At 63.6% G+C, this 14,921-nt stretch carries 18 protein-coding genes; 10 read left to right on the forward strand and 8 right to left on the reverse strand.

Features of this window, described 5'->3' with window-relative positions; translation table 11 throughout:
* The first annotated feature begins 37 nt into the window (after positions 1-37).
* The 3 genes from astA to N8H74_RS22455 all read left to right on the forward strand — a co-directional run bounded on the left by astA (position 38) and on the right by N8H74_RS22455 (position 3,120).
* Entirely contained in the window at positions 38-1,072 is a 1,035-nt protein-coding gene (astA, locus tag N8H74_RS22445; protein ID WP_262150382.1) for an arginine N-succinyltransferase, read from the forward strand.
* A gap of 171 nt (positions 1,073-1,243) precedes the next feature.
* The gene (locus N8H74_RS22450; RefSeq protein WP_217830370.1) at positions 1,244-2,113 is read left to right on the forward strand and encodes an oxaloacetate decarboxylase; all 870 of its coding nucleotides are present in this window, start codon (positions 1,244-1,246) and stop codon (positions 2,111-2,113) included.
* Between the two features lie 80 nt (positions 2,114-2,193).
* The gene (locus N8H74_RS22455) at positions 2,194-3,120 is read left to right on the forward strand and encodes a LysR substrate-binding domain-containing protein (protein WP_262150384.1); all 927 of its coding nucleotides are present in this window, start codon (positions 2,194-2,196) and stop codon (positions 3,118-3,120) included.
* On the opposite strand, the gene N8H74_RS22460 is transcribed toward N8H74_RS22455, so the two are convergent.
* Both N8H74_RS22460 and N8H74_RS22465 read right to left on the reverse strand, forming a co-directional pair.
* Positions 3,035-3,634: a DinB family protein gene (locus tag N8H74_RS22460; RefSeq protein WP_262150386.1), complete on the reverse strand. Its 600-nt coding sequence runs from the start codon at positions 3,632-3,634 to the stop codon at positions 3,035-3,037. The two genes, N8H74_RS22455 and N8H74_RS22460, sit on opposite strands and share 86 nt — an antisense overlap.
* A gap of 114 nt (positions 3,635-3,748) precedes the next feature.
* Positions 3,749-4,666 carry a pyridoxal-phosphate dependent enzyme gene (locus N8H74_RS22465; protein WP_262150387.1) on the reverse strand — a complete coding sequence of 306 codons (918 nt, stop codon included), beginning with the start codon at positions 4,664-4,666 and terminating at the stop codon, positions 3,749-3,751.
* 160 nt (positions 4,667-4,826) lie between these two features.
* On the opposite strand from N8H74_RS22465, the gene N8H74_RS22470 reads away from it, so the two are divergent.
* Positions 4,827-5,486: an isoprenylcysteine carboxylmethyltransferase family protein gene (locus N8H74_RS22470; protein ID WP_262150389.1), complete on the forward strand. Its 660-nt coding sequence runs from the start codon at positions 4,827-4,829 to the stop codon at positions 5,484-5,486.
* Between the two features lie 44 nt (positions 5,487-5,530).
* Here N8H74_RS22470 and N8H74_RS22475 read toward each other — a convergent pair whose 3' ends face one another.
* Positions 5,531-6,199 (reverse strand): HAD family hydrolase, encoded by a 669-nt coding sequence (locus tag N8H74_RS22475; protein WP_262150391.1) that lies wholly within the window; start codon positions 6,197-6,199, stop codon positions 5,531-5,533.
* Between the two features lie 63 nt (positions 6,200-6,262).
* A complete protein-coding gene (locus N8H74_RS22480) occupies positions 6,263-6,673 on the reverse strand; it encodes a response regulator (RefSeq protein ID WP_217830378.1) in 411 nt (136 codons plus the stop codon).
* A 187-nt stretch (positions 6,674-6,860) separates the two neighbouring features.
* On the opposite strand from N8H74_RS22480, the gene N8H74_RS22485 reads away from it, so the two are divergent.
* Complete coding sequence (locus tag N8H74_RS22485; RefSeq protein ID WP_262150393.1) at positions 6,861-7,808, forward strand: class I SAM-dependent methyltransferase; 948 nt, start codon at positions 6,861-6,863, stop codon at positions 7,806-7,808.
* Between the two features lie 18 nt (positions 7,809-7,826).
* Here N8H74_RS22485 and N8H74_RS22490 read toward each other — a convergent pair whose 3' ends face one another.
* Positions 7,827-8,600, reverse strand: coding sequence for a helix-turn-helix transcriptional regulator (locus N8H74_RS22490; RefSeq protein WP_262150396.1), 774 nt, complete (start codon positions 8,598-8,600; stop codon positions 7,827-7,829).
* Positions 8,601-8,709: 109 nt separating this feature from the next.
* Between N8H74_RS22490 and N8H74_RS22495 the strand changes: the two genes are divergently transcribed.
* Positions 8,710-9,813, forward strand: coding sequence for an extracellular solute-binding protein (locus N8H74_RS22495; RefSeq protein WP_262150397.1), 1,104 nt, complete (start codon positions 8,710-8,712; stop codon positions 9,811-9,813).
* A gap of 60 nt (positions 9,814-9,873) precedes the next feature.
* Entirely contained in the window at positions 9,874-10,992 is a 1,119-nt protein-coding gene (locus tag N8H74_RS22500; protein ID WP_262150399.1) for a P1 family peptidase, read from the forward strand.
* Between the two features lie 323 nt (positions 10,993-11,315).
* On the opposite strand, the gene N8H74_RS22505 is transcribed toward N8H74_RS22500, so the two are convergent.
* On the reverse strand, positions 11,316-12,002 hold the full coding sequence (locus N8H74_RS22505; RefSeq protein WP_262150401.1) for a GNAT family N-acetyltransferase: 687 nt from the start codon (positions 12,000-12,002) through the stop codon (positions 11,316-11,318).
* A 157-nt stretch (positions 12,003-12,159) separates the two neighbouring features.
* Between N8H74_RS22505 and N8H74_RS22510 the strand changes: the two genes are divergently transcribed.
* The 3 genes from N8H74_RS22510 (at position 12,160) to N8H74_RS22520 (ending at position 13,340) form a co-directional block, all read left to right on the forward strand.
* A complete protein-coding gene (locus N8H74_RS22510; RefSeq protein ID WP_262150403.1) occupies positions 12,160-12,645 on the forward strand; it encodes a DUF3592 domain-containing protein in 486 nt (161 codons plus the stop codon).
* Between the two features lie 128 nt (positions 12,646-12,773).
* Positions 12,774-13,085, forward strand: coding sequence for a YXWGXW repeat-containing protein (locus N8H74_RS22515; protein WP_262150405.1), 312 nt, complete (start codon positions 12,774-12,776; stop codon positions 13,083-13,085).
* 42 nt (positions 13,086-13,127) lie between these two features.
* The gene (locus N8H74_RS22520; RefSeq protein ID WP_217830390.1) at positions 13,128-13,340 is read left to right on the forward strand and encodes a YXWGXW repeat-containing protein; all 213 of its coding nucleotides are present in this window, start codon (positions 13,128-13,130) and stop codon (positions 13,338-13,340) included.
* 6 nt (positions 13,341-13,346) lie between these two features.
* Here N8H74_RS22520 and N8H74_RS22525 read toward each other — a convergent pair whose 3' ends face one another.
* Both N8H74_RS22525 and N8H74_RS22530 read right to left on the reverse strand, forming a co-directional pair.
* Positions 13,347-13,904, reverse strand: coding sequence for a YceI family protein (locus N8H74_RS22525; RefSeq protein WP_262150410.1), 558 nt, complete (start codon positions 13,902-13,904; stop codon positions 13,347-13,349).
* Positions 13,905-13,958: 54 nt separating this feature from the next.
* Positions 13,959-14,852, reverse strand: a complete 894-nt coding sequence (locus N8H74_RS22530) for a LysR family transcriptional regulator (protein WP_262150412.1) — start codon at positions 14,850-14,852, stop codon at positions 13,959-13,961.
* Positions 14,853-14,921: the final 69 nt, after the last annotated feature.

Below are 14,921 nucleotides of genomic sequence, written 5' to 3' on the forward strand. Positions count from 1 at the left end.
GACAGTGCCCGAGCAGGCGCGCAAAAGGAGTTGCAGCATGATTGTCCGTCCGGTTCACATCAACGATCTGCCCGCCTTGATGGCACTGGTCCAGCAGGCCGGCCCGGGGTTCACCACCCTGCCGGCCAACGAAGAGCGCCTGGCTCACCGGGTACGCTGGGCTCGCCGGGCCTTCGTCGAACAGGTCGAGCGGGCCGACGCCGATTATCTGTTCGTACTCGAAGACGACGAGCAACGGCTGGTCGGGGTCAGCGCCCTGACCGGCGGGATCGGTCTGCGTGAGCCCTGGTACAACTACCGGGTGGGCGTGACCGTCAGCTCGGCTCCGGACCTGGGGATTCAACGGCAGATTCCGACCCTGTTTCTCAACAATGAACTGACCGGCCAATCGGAGCTGTGCTCACTGTTCCTCGGCCACGATCAGCGCCACGGCAGCAATGGTCGCCTGCTGTCGCTGGGGCGACTGCTGTTCGTCGCCGAGTTCCCGCATCTGTTCGGCGAGAAGATGATCGCCGAACTGCGCGGCAGTGCCGACGAACAGGGCTGCTCGCCGTTCTGGGACAGCCTGGGACGGCACTTCTTCCAGATGGATTTCAGCCACGCCGATCATCTGTCGGGGCTGGGTAACAAGGCATTCATCGCCGAACTGATGCCACGCCAGCCGCTGTACACCTGCCTGCTCACCGAACAGGCCCAGGCGGTGATCGGCCAGCCGCACCCCAACACCGAGCCTGCGCTGAAAATCCTCCAGGGCGAAGGTTTCGCCCACAAAGGCTACATCGATATTTTCGATGGCGGCCCGGTGATCGAAGCCCCGGTGCGCAGCATCCGCACCGTGCGCGACAGCCTGGAACTGACCCTGAGCCTCGGCACGCCGGACGATCAGGCGCCGCTCTGGCTGATTCACAACCGGCGCCTGGAAAACTGCCGCATCACTGCCGCCCGTGGACGTCGCGTCGGCGGCAGCCTGGTGGTCGACCGCCTCACCGCCAAACGCCTGCAATTGCAGCCGGGCAACTCGGTACGCGCGGTCATGCTGCCCAACCGGCAGCAACAAATCGCCGCCGCCTGAACCCACGGGAACACTCGCTTCCCGTGGCGAGGGCGGACGCACCAGCGCGCCCGGTCAGCCTCCCTCGCAAATTCGTCATGATCCTTGACCCATTCGCGTGATAGCCTTTTCATCCTTCGGCGTTGACACCTTTGCTCAAGCCTTTCCATTCCTTTGTATGGTGGAACTCGTATGTCCAGGCTTTCTCATCAAGATTTGCGCCGTAATTTCCGTCAGCTGCTGGCGTCCGACACCTGCTATCACACAGCCTCCGTGTTCGATCCGATGTCCGCCCGCATCGCCGCTGACCTGGGGTTTGAAGTCGGCATTCTCGGCGGTTCGGTCGCCTCCCTGCAGGTACTGGGCGCCCCGGACTTCGCCCTGATCACCCTCAGCGAGTTCGCCGAGCAAGCCACCCGCATCGGCCGCGTCGCCCAATTGCCGGTGATCGCCGACGCCGACCACGGCTATGGCAACGCCCTCAACGTGATGCGCACCATCGTTGAGCTGGAACGCGCCGGTGTCGCCGCGCTGACCATCGAAGACACCCTGCTGCCGGCCCAGTTCGGGCGCAAATCCACCGACCTGATCACTGTGGCCGAAGGTGTCGGCAAGATCCGTGCGGCACTCGAGGCCCGGGTCGATGCGGAAATGGCGATCATCGCCCGGACCAACGCCGGCATCCTGCCGGTCCAGGAAATCATCAGCCGCACCCGCCAATACCAGGCTGCCGGTGCTGACGGTATCTGCATGGTTGGCGTGCAGGACTTCGATCAGCTCGAGCAGATCGCCGAACACCTGAGCGTCCCGCTGATGCTGGTCACCTATGGCAACCCGGCGCTGCGTGACGACAAACGCCTGGCCGAGCTGGGCGTGCGCGTGACCATCGACGGCCACGGCGCCTATTTCGCCGCGATCAAGGCCACTTACGACAGCCTGCGCGAACAACGGCAGATCTTCACCCAGGCCTCCGACCTCAGCGCCACCGAACTGACGCACACCTACACCCTGCCGGAGGATTACATCCGCTGGGCGAAGGAATACATGAGCGTCAAGGAGTAACGAGGACGCAGACGAACGGCTCGCAAAGACGTCGTCAGCTCCTACACTGAAGGCTCCCGAACCCGAACGAGCCTTCCGGCATGAATCGCAACGACTTGCGCCGCGTCGACATGAACCTGCTGGTGATTTTCGAAACGTTGATGTTCGAAAAGAACCTGACCCGCGCCGGGGAAAAGCTGTTCCTCGGCCAGCCGGCGGTGAGCGCCGCCCTCGCTCGTCTGCGTGACCTGTTTGATGACCCGCTGCTGGTACGCAATGGCCGGGTCCTGGAACCGACCCAGCGGGCGCTGGCGATCCTCAGGGAATTGCAGCCGGCGATGGACACGATCTCCGGTGCCGTCAGCCGGGCCAAGGACTTCGACCCGCTGAGCAGCCGCGACGTGTTCCGCATCGGTCTGTCGGATGACGCCGAATTCGGTCTGCTGCCGCCCTTGCTCAAGCAATTGCGCGAAGAAGCGCCGAACGTGGTGGTGGTGATTCGCCGGGTGAATTTTCTGCTGATGTCGTCGATGCTCGGCTCCGGGGAGATCTCCGTTGGCGTCAGCTACACCACCGAACTGCCGGCCAATGCCAAACGCAAAAAACTGCGGGATCTGCACTGCAAGATCCTGCGCGGCGACGATCGCCCCGGCGCTCTGACCCTCGACGACTACTGCGAGCGGCCCCATGCACTGGTGTCGTTTTCCGGCAGCCTGGACGGTTCTATCGACAACGATCTGGCGCGGGTCAACCGCACCCGCAACGTTGTGCTGGCGGTGCCGCAATTTGCCCCGTTGCGGGCAATCCTGGCCGGCACCGACCTGCTCGCCACCGTGCCGGATTTTGCCGCTTGCGCGCTGGTCGACGGCAGTACGGTGTTGCGCGCCGACGAACCGCCGTTCCAGATCGTGCCGTCGGAGTTGTCGATGGTCTGGAACGGGGTCAACGACAACGACCCGGCGGAACGCTGGCTGCGCTCGCTGATTGCCCATCACATGTCGGCTCCGCTACCGTCGCAGGCGCACTGACCGGCCTGAACCCGGAATCGGCCTCGCGCAGGTACACCGGCAGATCAGTCATCGGCGGCATCTGCGGGATCTCGAAATACATCTGCACCACCCAGCCCCGGTGATAGTTGTTGTGGTTGATCACATGCATGAGGATCGCCCCGGCGTTCATCGTGCCGCCGTCACCGGAAACGAACTTGAAATCGATCTCGCGGGTCAACGAAGCCTCGGTCTGTCGTGCGCTCCAGGTGCGATACCAGCTATCGACCTCCTGCTGTGCCTGGCGCAGTTCCCCGAGGTCGTCATGCACCAGATCGTGGGAGGTTTTGAAACCATGGTCACGGCCTTCAAGATGCGCCTGCCAGATCCGGTCGACCACGTAGATATGGTTAAGCGTGCCGAGCATGTTATGGAAAACGGTTTTGCGTTCTCGGGTGACCTCCCCGGACGGCAGCGCTTGCAGGCTGTCGAACAGGCGCTGATTAGCCCAGGTCTTGTAGTCAGCGAGCAGATGGGCAGTGGCTAAGTTGATCATCGCGGGTCACCGTAGGCACAAAAGGGCTGCGTCCAGCATAGACGTTGACTGGCGGGATGGGCGTCGGGCCGACTGTCGGTTCTCTGGACTGCTGGGAGGGGGCACGATCGTCGCTCAGGCCCCAAGGCTCGCCCACCCCGCCACCCGTTGTGCACTGATGCTGACCCCGCCGCAAACAATGATCACCACATCATGCGCCCCGGCCAGCGCCGGATGGTCGAGGTATGCCGTCGCCAGCGACACCCCGCACGCCGGTTCCACCAGTTGCCGCAGATCATTGGCGAAACGCACCACACCCATGATCGCGTCGTCATCGGACAGCACCAGGCACTCATGGGTAAATTCGCCGATATGCTCGACCGGCCACGCCGCCACCTGACTGGCGCCAAGGGACGTGGCAACGCTGTCGATCTTGCCCAGGCGCACCGGATGACCGGCCTGCAGGGCGGCGGCAAACGAAGCGGCGCCCCGGGTTTCGCAGGCGACGATCCGGCAGTCCCGCCGATCATGGCGCAACAGCCCGACCAACAGCCCGGCAAGCAAACCACCGCCGCCGACCGAGGTCACCAGAACATCGACCTGCGGACAATCTTCGAGAATTTCATCGACCATCGAGCTGTGCCCTTCCCACAACACGGGATGGTCGAAGGCCGGCACGTATTCGCTGTCCGCCGCGCTCGCCAGCGCCTGCGCGCGTTGATTGGCCTCATCCCAGACCTTGCCGTGGACGATGACCTCGGCGCCGGTGCGGCGGATGCGATCACGGGTCGCTTCCGGCGTGGTGTTCGGCACCACGACGCAGGCTTGCAGGCCCAGACGGGTCGCCGCCACCGCCGTTGCCAGCCCGGCATTGCCACCGGACGGACAGACGACTTTGCGTTTGCCCTGCGCCATGGCCTGGCTGCACAGCAGGCCGATGCCGCGAATCTTGAACGATCCTCCGGGTTGCAGGTTTTCCAGTTTCAACCAGATGCGCCGGGTGGCGCTCGATAAAGTCGGGTGCAGGATCAAAGGCGTGCGGATGTGCAACATGACGGCTCCTGACGACGCCACGACCGGCATCATCCGGGTCGGATCGTGGCGAGTGAATCAAAACGTCCCACGTTCAAGCTTAGTCCACGGCCCTTGCATCGGGTAAACGCCGGAGATCGTGCCGGGATCTACACTGAACAGCATCAGCTCAGAGGTGCCCATGAAAATGTCTGCGCAAATGACCGTCGTCGCGGTGCTCGCCACCCTCGCCTATCTGGGTCTGGCGGTCTGGGGTATGGGTGGCGTGGCGGTGTTCTTTTCTCACGACGCGCTGGTGCTGGTGGCGCTGGCGACCCTGGCGATGGTGGTGGCGTCGCTGTTCACCGAAGTGAACCTGAGTGCCGGCGAACGCGAGGATCGGGCCAATCGCTGGGTGATTCCGGCCTTCGCCGTGATTGGCGTCATCAGTGGATTTCTCCCGGCCTATTGCGACCGGATCAACTTCTGGACGTTTGGCGGCGAAGGCGTGCGCTGGCTCGGAGCGCTGCTGTTCATCGTCGGCGGCGCGTTACGGTTGTGGCCGGTGTTTGTGCTCGGGCATCGCTTCAGCGGGCTGGTGGCGATCCAGCCGGGGCATCGACTGGTCACCGAAGGCATCTACCGGCACCTGCGCAATCCCAGTTACCTGGGGCTGGTGATCAATGCGCTGGGCTGGGCGCTGGCGTTTCGTTCAGTGGTCGGGATTTTGCTCGCGGCGCTGACCCTGATCCCGCTGATCGCCCGTATTCATTCTGAAGAAGCGCTGCTGCGCGGGCAGTTTGGCGCAGAGTACGACGCCTACTGCACCCGCAGTTGGCGGCTGCTGCCGGGCGTCTACTGATCCTGAAACCGCCGAACATGCCCGCTCCCACGAGGGGCGATGGTTCAGATGGCTTGCAGGCGCAGTTGGCCGTCGCTGCCGACCTTGACCCGGAGCGCATCGTAGCTGGCGATGGTCGCGTGGGCGGTTTCGAGCGGGTGCTGGTGGGTCGCGGTGATAATCATCAGCGCCGAGCCCGCCGCCTCCGCTGCAAGGATGCCGACGGTGGCGTCTTCGAAGATCAGGCAATCGGCCGGTTCAAGCCCCAAGCGTTTCGCCGCCAGGCGATAGCCCGTCGGATCCGGTTTGCCGGCGGTCACGTCCTCGGCGGTAATCATCACCGCAGGCTCGGGAATCCCGGCCGCCGCCATCCGTCGCAGCGCCAGATCCCGCGGCGCCGAGGTCACCATGGCCCAGCGATCCGCCGGCAATGCGTCGAGAAACGCCGCCGCACCGGGGATCGGCACGATGCCTTCGACATCTTCGATTTCCGCTTCGGTGATGAACGCTGCCTGGGCCTGGGCATCCACGCCCGGCAGGTTCAGCCGATTGATGGTATCGATGGCCCGCGCACCATGAATGGTGGGCAGAAAGGTTTCGACGTCGACGCCATGACGCACCGCCCAGGCCGACCAGATCCGCTCGGCGGCGGCGATGGAGTTGAGGACGGTGCCGTCCATGTCGAACAGGAAGGCGCCGAACGCGCGGTTGAAAACAGCATCGAGAGCAGACAAGGGGTCGCATCCTCTGGCAGGGGCCGGGCAAATGTGCCCGGCAATGTAGCACTTGCGCAGGCCTCAGTGCAGGCGCGGGGCCCTGGATTTGAACGCGCCGTCCACGCAGTCGAGCAACTGGCCGATGGCCCAGGGCTTTTTGATGAACGCCACCGGACGCTTGACCCCGGACGTCTCCGGTGTCTCATAACCGGACATCACCATCACCGGTTTTTCCGGCCAGCGCTCGCCGACCAGATTCGCCAGATCCGCGCCGTTGAGGGTGCCGGGCATGGTGATATCGGTGAGCAACAGCGCCACTTCCGGCGCGTGTTCCTCCAGATATTGCGAGGCCGCATCGGCGCTGGTCTGCGGTTCGACCTTGAAGCCTTCCTCCTGAAGAATTTCGCACAGAAACTCCAGAATCAACGGATCATCCTCGACCACCAGAATCAACCCGTCATGAAGGTGCGTACTCGACGGAATTGGACTCATGAACTGGCACTCCCTGAATTACGTGTACGTTTTAGCGGCTTGACCCGCTGCTTATCTGGTATGAGCGGCGACTTGTACAGAAATTCATTTTTGATACAGGTCTTTTCCGAAGTGCCTGATCGGCGACCCATCGCACCCGCCCATTTATGGTTAAAATGCCGGCCCTTTTGCCGGCCGATCCCGATTGATGAACCCTCAAGCCCTTGCCACTCTCCAAGCTCACCTGCTGACCGCGCTGACCTCGGCACCGGCCGAAACCCGGCGCCTGTTCCATGGGCGCGGACGCTGCTGGCCGGGACTGGAGCAGCTCACCGTCGACTGGCTGCAAGGCGTGGTGCTGGTGTCGCTGTTCAAGGAGCCGGCGGCGGATCAACTGGACGACCTCAAGCGTCTGTTGCTGGCCCTCGGTGACAGCGCGCAATGGAAAGACTCCGGTGCCCACACCCTGCTGATCCAGCACCGTTATCTGCCGCAAAGCACTGCCGAATGGTTGCTGGGCGAGGAAATCGACGAAATGACCATCGTCGAGGGCGGCCTGAAATACCGGGTCGACCTGGGTCGCAAGCAAAACGCCGGGCTGTTTCTCGACATGCGCTACGGGCGCAACTGGGTGCGCGATCAGGCGGCAGGTCAACGGGTGTTGAACCTGTTTGCCTACACCTGCGGTTTCTCGGTGGCGGCGATCGAGGGCGGCGCCAGCCATGTGGTCAATCTCGATATGTCCCGCGCCGCGTTGAGCCGGGGTCGCGACAATCACCGTTTGAACGGCCATGACTTGAGCAAGGTGAGTTTTCTCGGCCACGACCTGTTCAAGTCCTGGGGCAAGGTAATCAACAGCGGCCCGTATGATCTGGTCATCATCGATCCACCATCGTTCCAGAAAGGCAGCTTCCTGCTGACCAAGGATTACCAGCGCGTGCTGCGCCGTCTGCCGGAGCTGCTGACGCCGCAAGGCACGGTGCTGGCGTGCATGAACGATCCGTCGTTCGGGTCGGACTTTTTGATTGATGGCGTGACCCGCGAGGCGCCGGGCCTGCGCTTCGAACAGCGCCTGGAGAACCCGCCGGAGTTTGCGGACATCGATCCACAAAGCGGCTTGAAAGCGCTGGTGTTCAAGCGCACCGAAACCCTCTGACCCCACTCCCCCCAGTGGTCAACGCGGACGCAACACCAGCGCGAACAATTCGCCATGCCCGGTGACATTGAGCTTGTGATATAGGTTGCGCCGATGGACCTTCACGGTCTCCGGCGAGATGTTCATCCGCTGGGCGATGGCCTTGCTGGAAAAGCCTTGCAGGATCAGCCGCGCGGTGTCGATTTCCCGCACGGTCAGCCGCGCATCGAAACGATCCAGCAACGCCGCCAGATCACCGACACCCGCTTCGGTGGCCGGGCCTTGTGGCGGCAGCAGTTGCACATGCCGGCGCATCGCCGCCAGCACCCAGTCCCGCACGCAGAGCAAACGCCCCTGCTCCTGTAGCTCGAACGCCGTCCTCCGCCCCAGCGACAGACCCAGCACGCCGCCATCGACATTGACCATGAACTGCAACTCGTCCGCACCGACCACCGAGCGGAAGTAGCTCTGGTAATACTCGCTGTGCAGAAACTGGTCCGGCGCGACCGACGCCAGGCTGTGCAAGCCATCGGCGATCCCGGCGGTGGCGGCCTGATAGAACGGATCGAGCAGGTACATCCCGGCGCTGTAGCCGGCCAGGTCTTCCTGCTCGTCGGCGCCGCCCTTGCTGTCGAAGTCGATGAGCAATCGTGGCGCCTGCCCGCCGGTCATCAGCGCCACCAGAGCGTTGTCCAGCGGCACCAGCAGGCGCACGGTGTCCACCAGCGCGCGCCAGAAACCGTCCTGGCCGACGGCGGCGAACACCCGCGCCAGACTCTGATGAACCGGCAACTCCTGCAACAACGCGTCCACGCTCTACCCCTTTTGTGTAACCCATGATGGGAATGGGTCAGGCGCGGTCGCGCCGATAGGCTGACCACTCCTGTTCATCACCGGCCGCACAGGCCAGGAGTGCCGCATCATGCGTCGTCATCGTGGGTATATCAACCTGGGCCTGGCGGCCTGTCTGGCCAGTGGATCAATCGCCATGGCGGCCGATGCGCCGAGCGTGCATGTCTACAACTGGTATGACTACATCGGCCCCGATACCCTGCACGACTTCAAGCGCGACAGCGGCATCCAGCCGGTGTACGACACCTTCGACAGCGCCGAAGTGCTGGAAGGCAAACTGCTCACCAGCCGCAGCGGCTACGACGTGGTGGTGGCAAGCAACTACAGCCTGCCGACCCTGATCAAGGCCGGCGCCCTCGCCCCGTTGCCGCGCGAGCAACTGCCGGGCTGGAAAAACCTCGACAGTGACCTGCTGGGCAAACTCGCCAACAACGACCCCGGCAACCAATACGCCGTGCCCTATCTGTGGGGCACCAACGGCATCGGCTACAACGTCGACAAGGTGCGCGCCGCCCTCGGCGACCAGGCGCCGGTGGACTCCTGGGATTTGGTGTTCAAGGAAGAGAACCTCGCAAAACTTGGCGAGTGCGGCGTGGCGATGCTCGACTCGCCCTCGGAAATGCTGCCGGTGGCCCTGCATTACCTAGGCCTGCCGCCCAACAGCACTGATCCCGAGGACTACAAGAAGGCCGAGGCGCTGCTGCTGAAACTGCGCCCGCACATTGCCTACTTCAACTCGTCGAAATTCATCAGCGACCTGTCCAACGGCAATATCTGCGTGGCGGTCGGCTGGTCCGGGGCGATGCTTGAAGCCAAGACCAACGCCGAGCAGGCCGGCAACGGCGTGAAGATCGCCTACAGCCTGCCGAAGGAAGGCGCGCCGGTGTGGTTCGACACGCTGGTGCTGCTCAAGGATGCACCGAACCGCCCCCAGGGCCTGGCGTTCATCGACTATCTGCTGCGCCCGGAGGTGATCGCACCGGTCAGCGATCACCTGTCCTATCCGAACGGCAACCGCGCCGCCACCGCGCTGGTCGCTGCGGCCACTCGCGACAATCCGGCGGTGTATCCGCCAGCAGCGGCGATGGCCACGCTGTACACCCTCGAGCCGTTGCCCAAAACCACCGAGCGGGTACGCACCCGGGTGTGGAGCAAGGTCAAGAACGGCCAGTAAACACACCGCCCCCACAGAGGGGATGAGCAACCCGTCAGATTTCCATTGAGAGAACCATCGATGAAACCACGTGCCCGCGACCTCGATATCCGCATCGGCCAACTGTCACCCGGCCCGCTCAACGCCATCACCGACGTGCCCGGCGTGCGGGTCGGCCACAGCAATGTCCGGGGGCGCAGCGCCGCCGGCCGCGACATCTGCACCGGCGTCACCCTGATCGAACCCCGCGCCGGCTCGACCAACCGGCAACCGTGCTTCGCCGGGGTCCATGTGCTCAACGGCAACGGTGATGCCACCGGGCTGGAATGGATTCGTGAAGCCGGACTACTGACCAGCCCGATCGCCTTCACCAACACCCATAGCCTGGGCGTGGTGCGCGATGCCTTGATTGCGCTGGATCGTGCGCAGCAACCGGATGACGGGCGGCTCTACTGGAACATGCCGGTGGTGCTGGAAACCTTCGACGGCCTGCTCAACGATATCAATGGTTTTCACGTAACCGCCGAGCATGTTGCCGAAGCGTCACGCAACGCCGCTGATGGCCCGGTACAGGAAGGCGCAGTGGGCGGCGGCAGCGGAATGATCTGCCATGAGTTCAAGGGCGGCATCGGCACCGCTTCACGCCGGTTGAACAGCGCCCGGGGCGGCTGGACGGTGGGCGCCATCGTCCAGGCCAACCATGGTGTTCGTCGCGAATTGCGGGTCGATGGCTATCCGGTCGGGCGTTACATGGAGCGTGAGGATTCGCCCTTTCTGCGCGCTGCGTTGCCGCATCCGGGGATGGGCTCGATCGTGATCTGCCTGGCTACCGACGCACCGCTGCTGCCGCACCAATGCACCCGCCTGGCACAACGGGCCAGCCTCGGCCTGGCGCGTACCGGCGGCGGTAACGAAGACCATAGCGGCGACATTTTCATCGCGTTCTCCACCGGTAACGCGCAGATCCCGCCCGCCGCCTACGAAAGCCAGGGCGCACCGACCTGCGACAGTTTGCGCATGGTCAACAACGACCATATCAGCGAGCTGTTCCTGGCCGCGACCGAAGCGGTGGAAGAGGCGATCATCAACGCCTTGCTCGCCAGCGACAGCACCGAAGGCAATGGCCATTCAGTGCCGGGGCTGGAGGGTGCGACGCTGTTGAGCGCACTGGAAAAGGCTGGCTGGCGCGGGGCTTTGTAACAACACGCCACCTCATTGTGGGAGCAAGCCACTCCCACACTGTTTTGGGCTGTTACCGACACGGCTGTGTGACGCAAAACCCTGGGCGGGATGGGTGCTCGAAAGCACCAGAAAACAGCTGACTGACGGTACTTGAGCGCCTCCTCGCACCTTCCTACGATGGAGTTACGCAGTCATTGGGTTCGCCCAATCGCCGCGTAGACGCGGGTGTACTGAACCCCAATCAAGCCCGCGTCTGGCTTCATGCGCATCTTGAGCCTCACGGGCTCCACTTCCTCCCCATCGAAGAGTCTTGAGGCTCTTTTTTTGTCTGTGCGAAAGGCTCAGTGCAGGGTCATTCGCTGGCGGACAAAGGCTTCGGTCTGGCGGGTCACCTGATCCAGATGCCGGTCCCGCTGCTTCTCGGCATCGAGCATCGCCCGCTTGCCGTGCTTTTGCAGCAGGTAGGTGTGGATCTGCTGCACCTCCAGCGAACGGTAGATCGGTGTCGTGTCGATGAATCCGCGCAGGCCGTTGCTGCGGTAATGCCGGGTGCTCATCAGCACCTGGGTTTCACGCTGGCCGATCACCTCAAAGCCCAGCGCTTCGAAATACGCGACCTTGCCGACGCTGCAAGTCAGCTCCGCATGCGGGAAACGCGCAAGCATCTCGCCAATCATCGCCCGCGCCACACCCTGACGCCGATACCCCTCGCGCACCGCCAGATAGGCGACGTTGCACGCCTCCCAATCGCCCTGCACCGGCAGGTACAACAGGAAACCGATCACTTTCTCCGGGTCGTCCTCGTCGGTGGCGACCAGCAGCTCCACTTCCGTGCCCTTCTCGCCGTTCAAGGCCTCCAGGTACAGATGCACCTCGTAGCCGACCGCGTACTGATAGACGTTGTAGAGCAGATTGCTCGGGCCAAGTCCGACCGCGCTGATGTCGGTCAGGTAGTCGACCACCATTTGCAGGATCTGGCTGTTGACGCCTTCGGGGCATGGGGATTTGTAGTGGGTGATGCGGGGCATGGCGGGTGAACTCCAACGCTGAAAACGGGTTGCCGACGACCTGGCCGCTGGCGAACGGCGCCATCATACCCCGCGGCGGCCCGGACACTGGCTAAAGTTGCCCGGCGTCGCGCCGATGCAACGTCTCCCCTTATTCCGAAAAACGAAGGATCGTCCGATGTTCTACCCGCGCGAAGCCCAGCGAGATCACCTCTACAACCGTATCGTCATGCTCACCGTGGCCTGCTGCGTGGTCTTGCTGCTGGCCGGGATGGCCCGTCACCAGGGCATCCGCTATGGCGCGTTGCAGTTCAATGCGATGCCGGTCAGCGGCACCGTCACGGCGCTGGAAGAGATCCTGATGAACGACAACGGCAAAATCATTCACTACCGCTACACCGATGAGCAGGGCCTCAGCCACGACGATCAATACGCCGACGAGCGCTACGCCGAGCACACCCAATATGAAGTCGGCGGATCGATTGCGTTGCTGGTGTCGCGCTGGTTGCCGAAACAGAACGCCATCGCCAGCGAACTGCACAGCTATCGTCCGGGCTTCTACATCATGACCGGCGGCATACTGCTCGCGGTGCTGTTCCTGCTGATCTCGGGACGCACGTTCTGGCAGATTCAGGCGATGAAAGACCAGGACCGCTACTACTGAGCCCTCGCCCGCCTCCCTCAAATTCTCCCTGAAGAAAATTTCATCTGCCCGACGCCGGATCTTTCGCCAATCCGGCGTCCAATTCTTCAGCTGCGTTCAATTCCCGACGCAGGCCCTGAGGAGTTGTCATGAACGTTTTGCGTTCCCTGTTCAAATTGCTGCTGGTGCCGTTGACGCTCGCCGCCCTGTCGAGTGCGCCGGCATTTGCCCAGCCCGAAGTCATCATCCGCGAAGCGCCACCGCCGATGCGCATGGAACCCATGCCCGGCGCACGGCCCGGTTATGCCTGGGATCGCGGCCACTGGCGCTGGGAAGGACGCGGTTACGCCTGGGTGCCGGGGCACTGGCAGCCGGTGCGTTACGGCGCGCGCTGGGAGCCGGGCCATTGGCAGGCACGCGGGCCGAACTGGTACTGGATTGAAGGCCATTGGGTGCGTTGATCGCCCATCCGCCAATCCCTCTCATCGACCAGGAATCCAATCATGTCGCGAACCTTGAAAACCCTGCTTGGCGCCACGCTGGTGGCAATCACCCTGTCCGGCTGCATCGTCGCCCCGGCCCGTCCGCACCGGCCACCGCCGCCGGTGGAAGTGGTGCCGGTCATGCCTGCGCCGGGCTATCACTGGGTCGCCGGCCACTACCGCTGGGGCGGTGGCGAATGGCGCTGGGTGCCGGGGCACTGGCGCGCCTATTGAGGCCCGTCACTGCTGGGGCGCCACCACTTTGAACTTGATGTCGATGTCCTTCGACACCACGGTGTCCGCCCACTCTCCCGCGCCGAGGCTGAACTCGTCACGCTTGAGCACCAGTTCACCGTCGAAGATGCCGATGCCGTTGCCAGGCTTGAGCCGCACCGGCACCTGCACGTCGCGGGTGATGCCTTTGAGGGTGAGCCGGCCGGCAATCAGGTATTGGTTGTCGCCGACCTGACTGAAACGGGTCGACTCGAACAGCGCCACCGGAAACTGCGCGGTGTCGAACCACGCCGGTTTCACCAGCTCGGTGTTGGCATCTTCACTGCCGGCGTCGATGCTGGTGAGGTCGATGTGCAGCGTGGTACGGGCGCCGGCGAGGTTGGCGGTGTCGAACTCGAGGGTGGCTTCGAACTTGCCGAACGTGCCGTACATCCGCGAGCCCATCTGGTTGTAGGTGAAACTGATCTGGCTGGCAGTGGTGTTGACTCGGGTGTACTCGACCGCCTGCGCCGCCGGCATCACGATCAGGCAACACGCGGCAGCCAACAACCATCGGATCGACATGGGATTCTCCGGCGCCGGAATGGGCCTCGATTGACTTAAGCAAACAACCGCCGATTATGCCATCCGCGCCTTCAAGTAATCGATCAGCGCGGTGACCTTGGGGGATGGCAAATGCTCGCGGGCGGTCACCGCATTGAGGTCCTGGGGCGGGCCGATCCACTCCGGCAGCACCCGCACCAGCCGCCCGGCCCGGACATCGGCATCCATGCTCTGCTCCATCGCCAGGCTCAACCCTTCCCCGGCCAGCAGCGCGTCGTGCAACAGCGCCGGATCGTTGGCGAGAATCGACGGTTCGACCCGGTAATCCTTCAGCCGCGCACCGCCCCGACGCAGCGGCCAGACATAGCCGACATCGCGCCGGGCCTGATGCAGGGTCAACGTTTGATGCTGCAACAGTTCCTCGGGGCTGGCCGGCTGACCGTGGCGCGCGAGGTAATCCGGCGCGGCAAAAATGCCCGTGGGGAAACTCGCCAGACGCCGGGCGATCAGGCTCGAATCCGGCAGGCTGCCGAGGCGCAGGGCGACGTCGATTTCTTCCGCGACCAGATCCAGCGGCACATGGGACGCAAGAATCTCCAGACGAATTTCCGGGTACGCCCGGCGAAACCCCGCCAGCATCGGCGCAAACCAATGGGCGCCAAAAGAAAACGGCACCGTGACCCGCAACCAGCCACGCGGGCCGTCGCGCAACTGATGCACCGCGCGCTCGGCGTGTTCCAGGGTGTCGGCGATGGCCCGGCACTGCTCGTAATACACCGCGCCGGCCTCGGTCAGGCTCAACTGGCGGGTGGTGCGGCGCAGCAACTGGACGCCGATCGCCTGTTCCAGCTCGCGCACCCGTCGGCTGACCGTAGTCTTGGGGATCTGCAACGCATGGGCGGCGGCGGTGAAACTGCCGAGGCGCACCACCCGCACAAATACCAGCGTGTCATTCAAATCGCGGATCATTCGAGGCCCTTCCCGAGAGGCACAGGATTGTGCCACTGACGGCACATTGCATGCCGTGATTATGGGCTA

It is taken from the genome of Pseudomonas sp. B2M1-30 (assembly GCF_025447575.1).
Lineage (GTDB): Bacteria > Pseudomonadota > Gammaproteobacteria > Pseudomonadales > Pseudomonadaceae > Aquipseudomonas > Aquipseudomonas botevensis.

Excerpts from the sequence above, each read along its gene's own strand:
- astA (WP_262150382.1), top strand. The coding sequence starts at position 38 with ATGATTGTCCGTCCGGTTCACATCAACGATCTGCCCGCCTTGATGGCA.
- N8H74_RS22455 (WP_262150384.1), top strand. The coding sequence starts at position 2,194 with ATGAATCGCAACGACTTGCGCCGCGTCGACATGAACCTGCTGGTGATT.
- N8H74_RS22515 (WP_262150405.1), top strand. The coding sequence starts at position 12,774 with ATGAACGTTTTGCGTTCCCTGTTCAAATTGCTGCTGGTGCCGTTGACG.
- N8H74_RS22495 (WP_262150397.1), top strand. The coding sequence starts at position 8,710 with ATGCGTCGTCATCGTGGGTATATCAACCTGGGCCTGGCGGCCTGTCTG.
- N8H74_RS22470 (WP_262150389.1), top strand. The coding sequence starts at position 4,827 with ATGAAAATGTCTGCGCAAATGACCGTCGTCGCGGTGCTCGCCACCCTC.
- N8H74_RS22510 (WP_262150403.1), top strand. The coding sequence starts at position 12,160 with ATGTTCTACCCGCGCGAAGCCCAGCGAGATCACCTCTACAACCGTATC.
- N8H74_RS22485 (WP_262150393.1), top strand. The coding sequence starts at position 6,861 with ATGAACCCTCAAGCCCTTGCCACTCTCCAAGCTCACCTGCTGACCGCG.
- N8H74_RS22450 (WP_217830370.1), top strand. The coding sequence starts at position 1,244 with ATGTCCAGGCTTTCTCATCAAGATTTGCGCCGTAATTTCCGTCAGCTG.
- N8H74_RS22465 (WP_262150387.1), bottom strand. The coding sequence starts at position 4,666 with ATGTTGCACATCCGCACGCCTTTGATCCTGCACCCGACTTTATCGAGC.
- N8H74_RS22520 (WP_217830390.1), top strand. The coding sequence starts at position 13,128 with ATGTCGCGAACCTTGAAAACCCTGCTTGGCGCCACGCTGGTGGCAATC.
- N8H74_RS22505 (WP_262150401.1), bottom strand. The coding sequence starts at position 12,002 with ATGCCCCGCATCACCCACTACAAATCCCCATGCCCCGAAGGCGTCAAC.
- N8H74_RS22525 (WP_262150410.1), bottom strand. The coding sequence starts at position 13,904 with ATGTCGATCCGATGGTTGTTGGCTGCCGCGTGTTGCCTGATCGTGATG.
- N8H74_RS22460 (WP_262150386.1), bottom strand. The coding sequence starts at position 3,634 with ATGATCAACTTAGCCACTGCCCATCTGCTCGCTGACTACAAGACCTGG.
- N8H74_RS22480 (WP_217830378.1), bottom strand. The coding sequence starts at position 6,673 with ATGAGTCCAATTCCGTCGAGTACGCACCTTCATGACGGGTTGATTCTG.
- N8H74_RS22530 (WP_262150412.1), bottom strand. The coding sequence starts at position 14,852 with ATGATCCGCGATTTGAATGACACGCTGGTATTTGTGCGGGTGGTGCGC.
- N8H74_RS22500 (WP_262150399.1), top strand. The coding sequence starts at position 9,874 with ATGAAACCACGTGCCCGCGACCTCGATATCCGCATCGGCCAACTGTCA.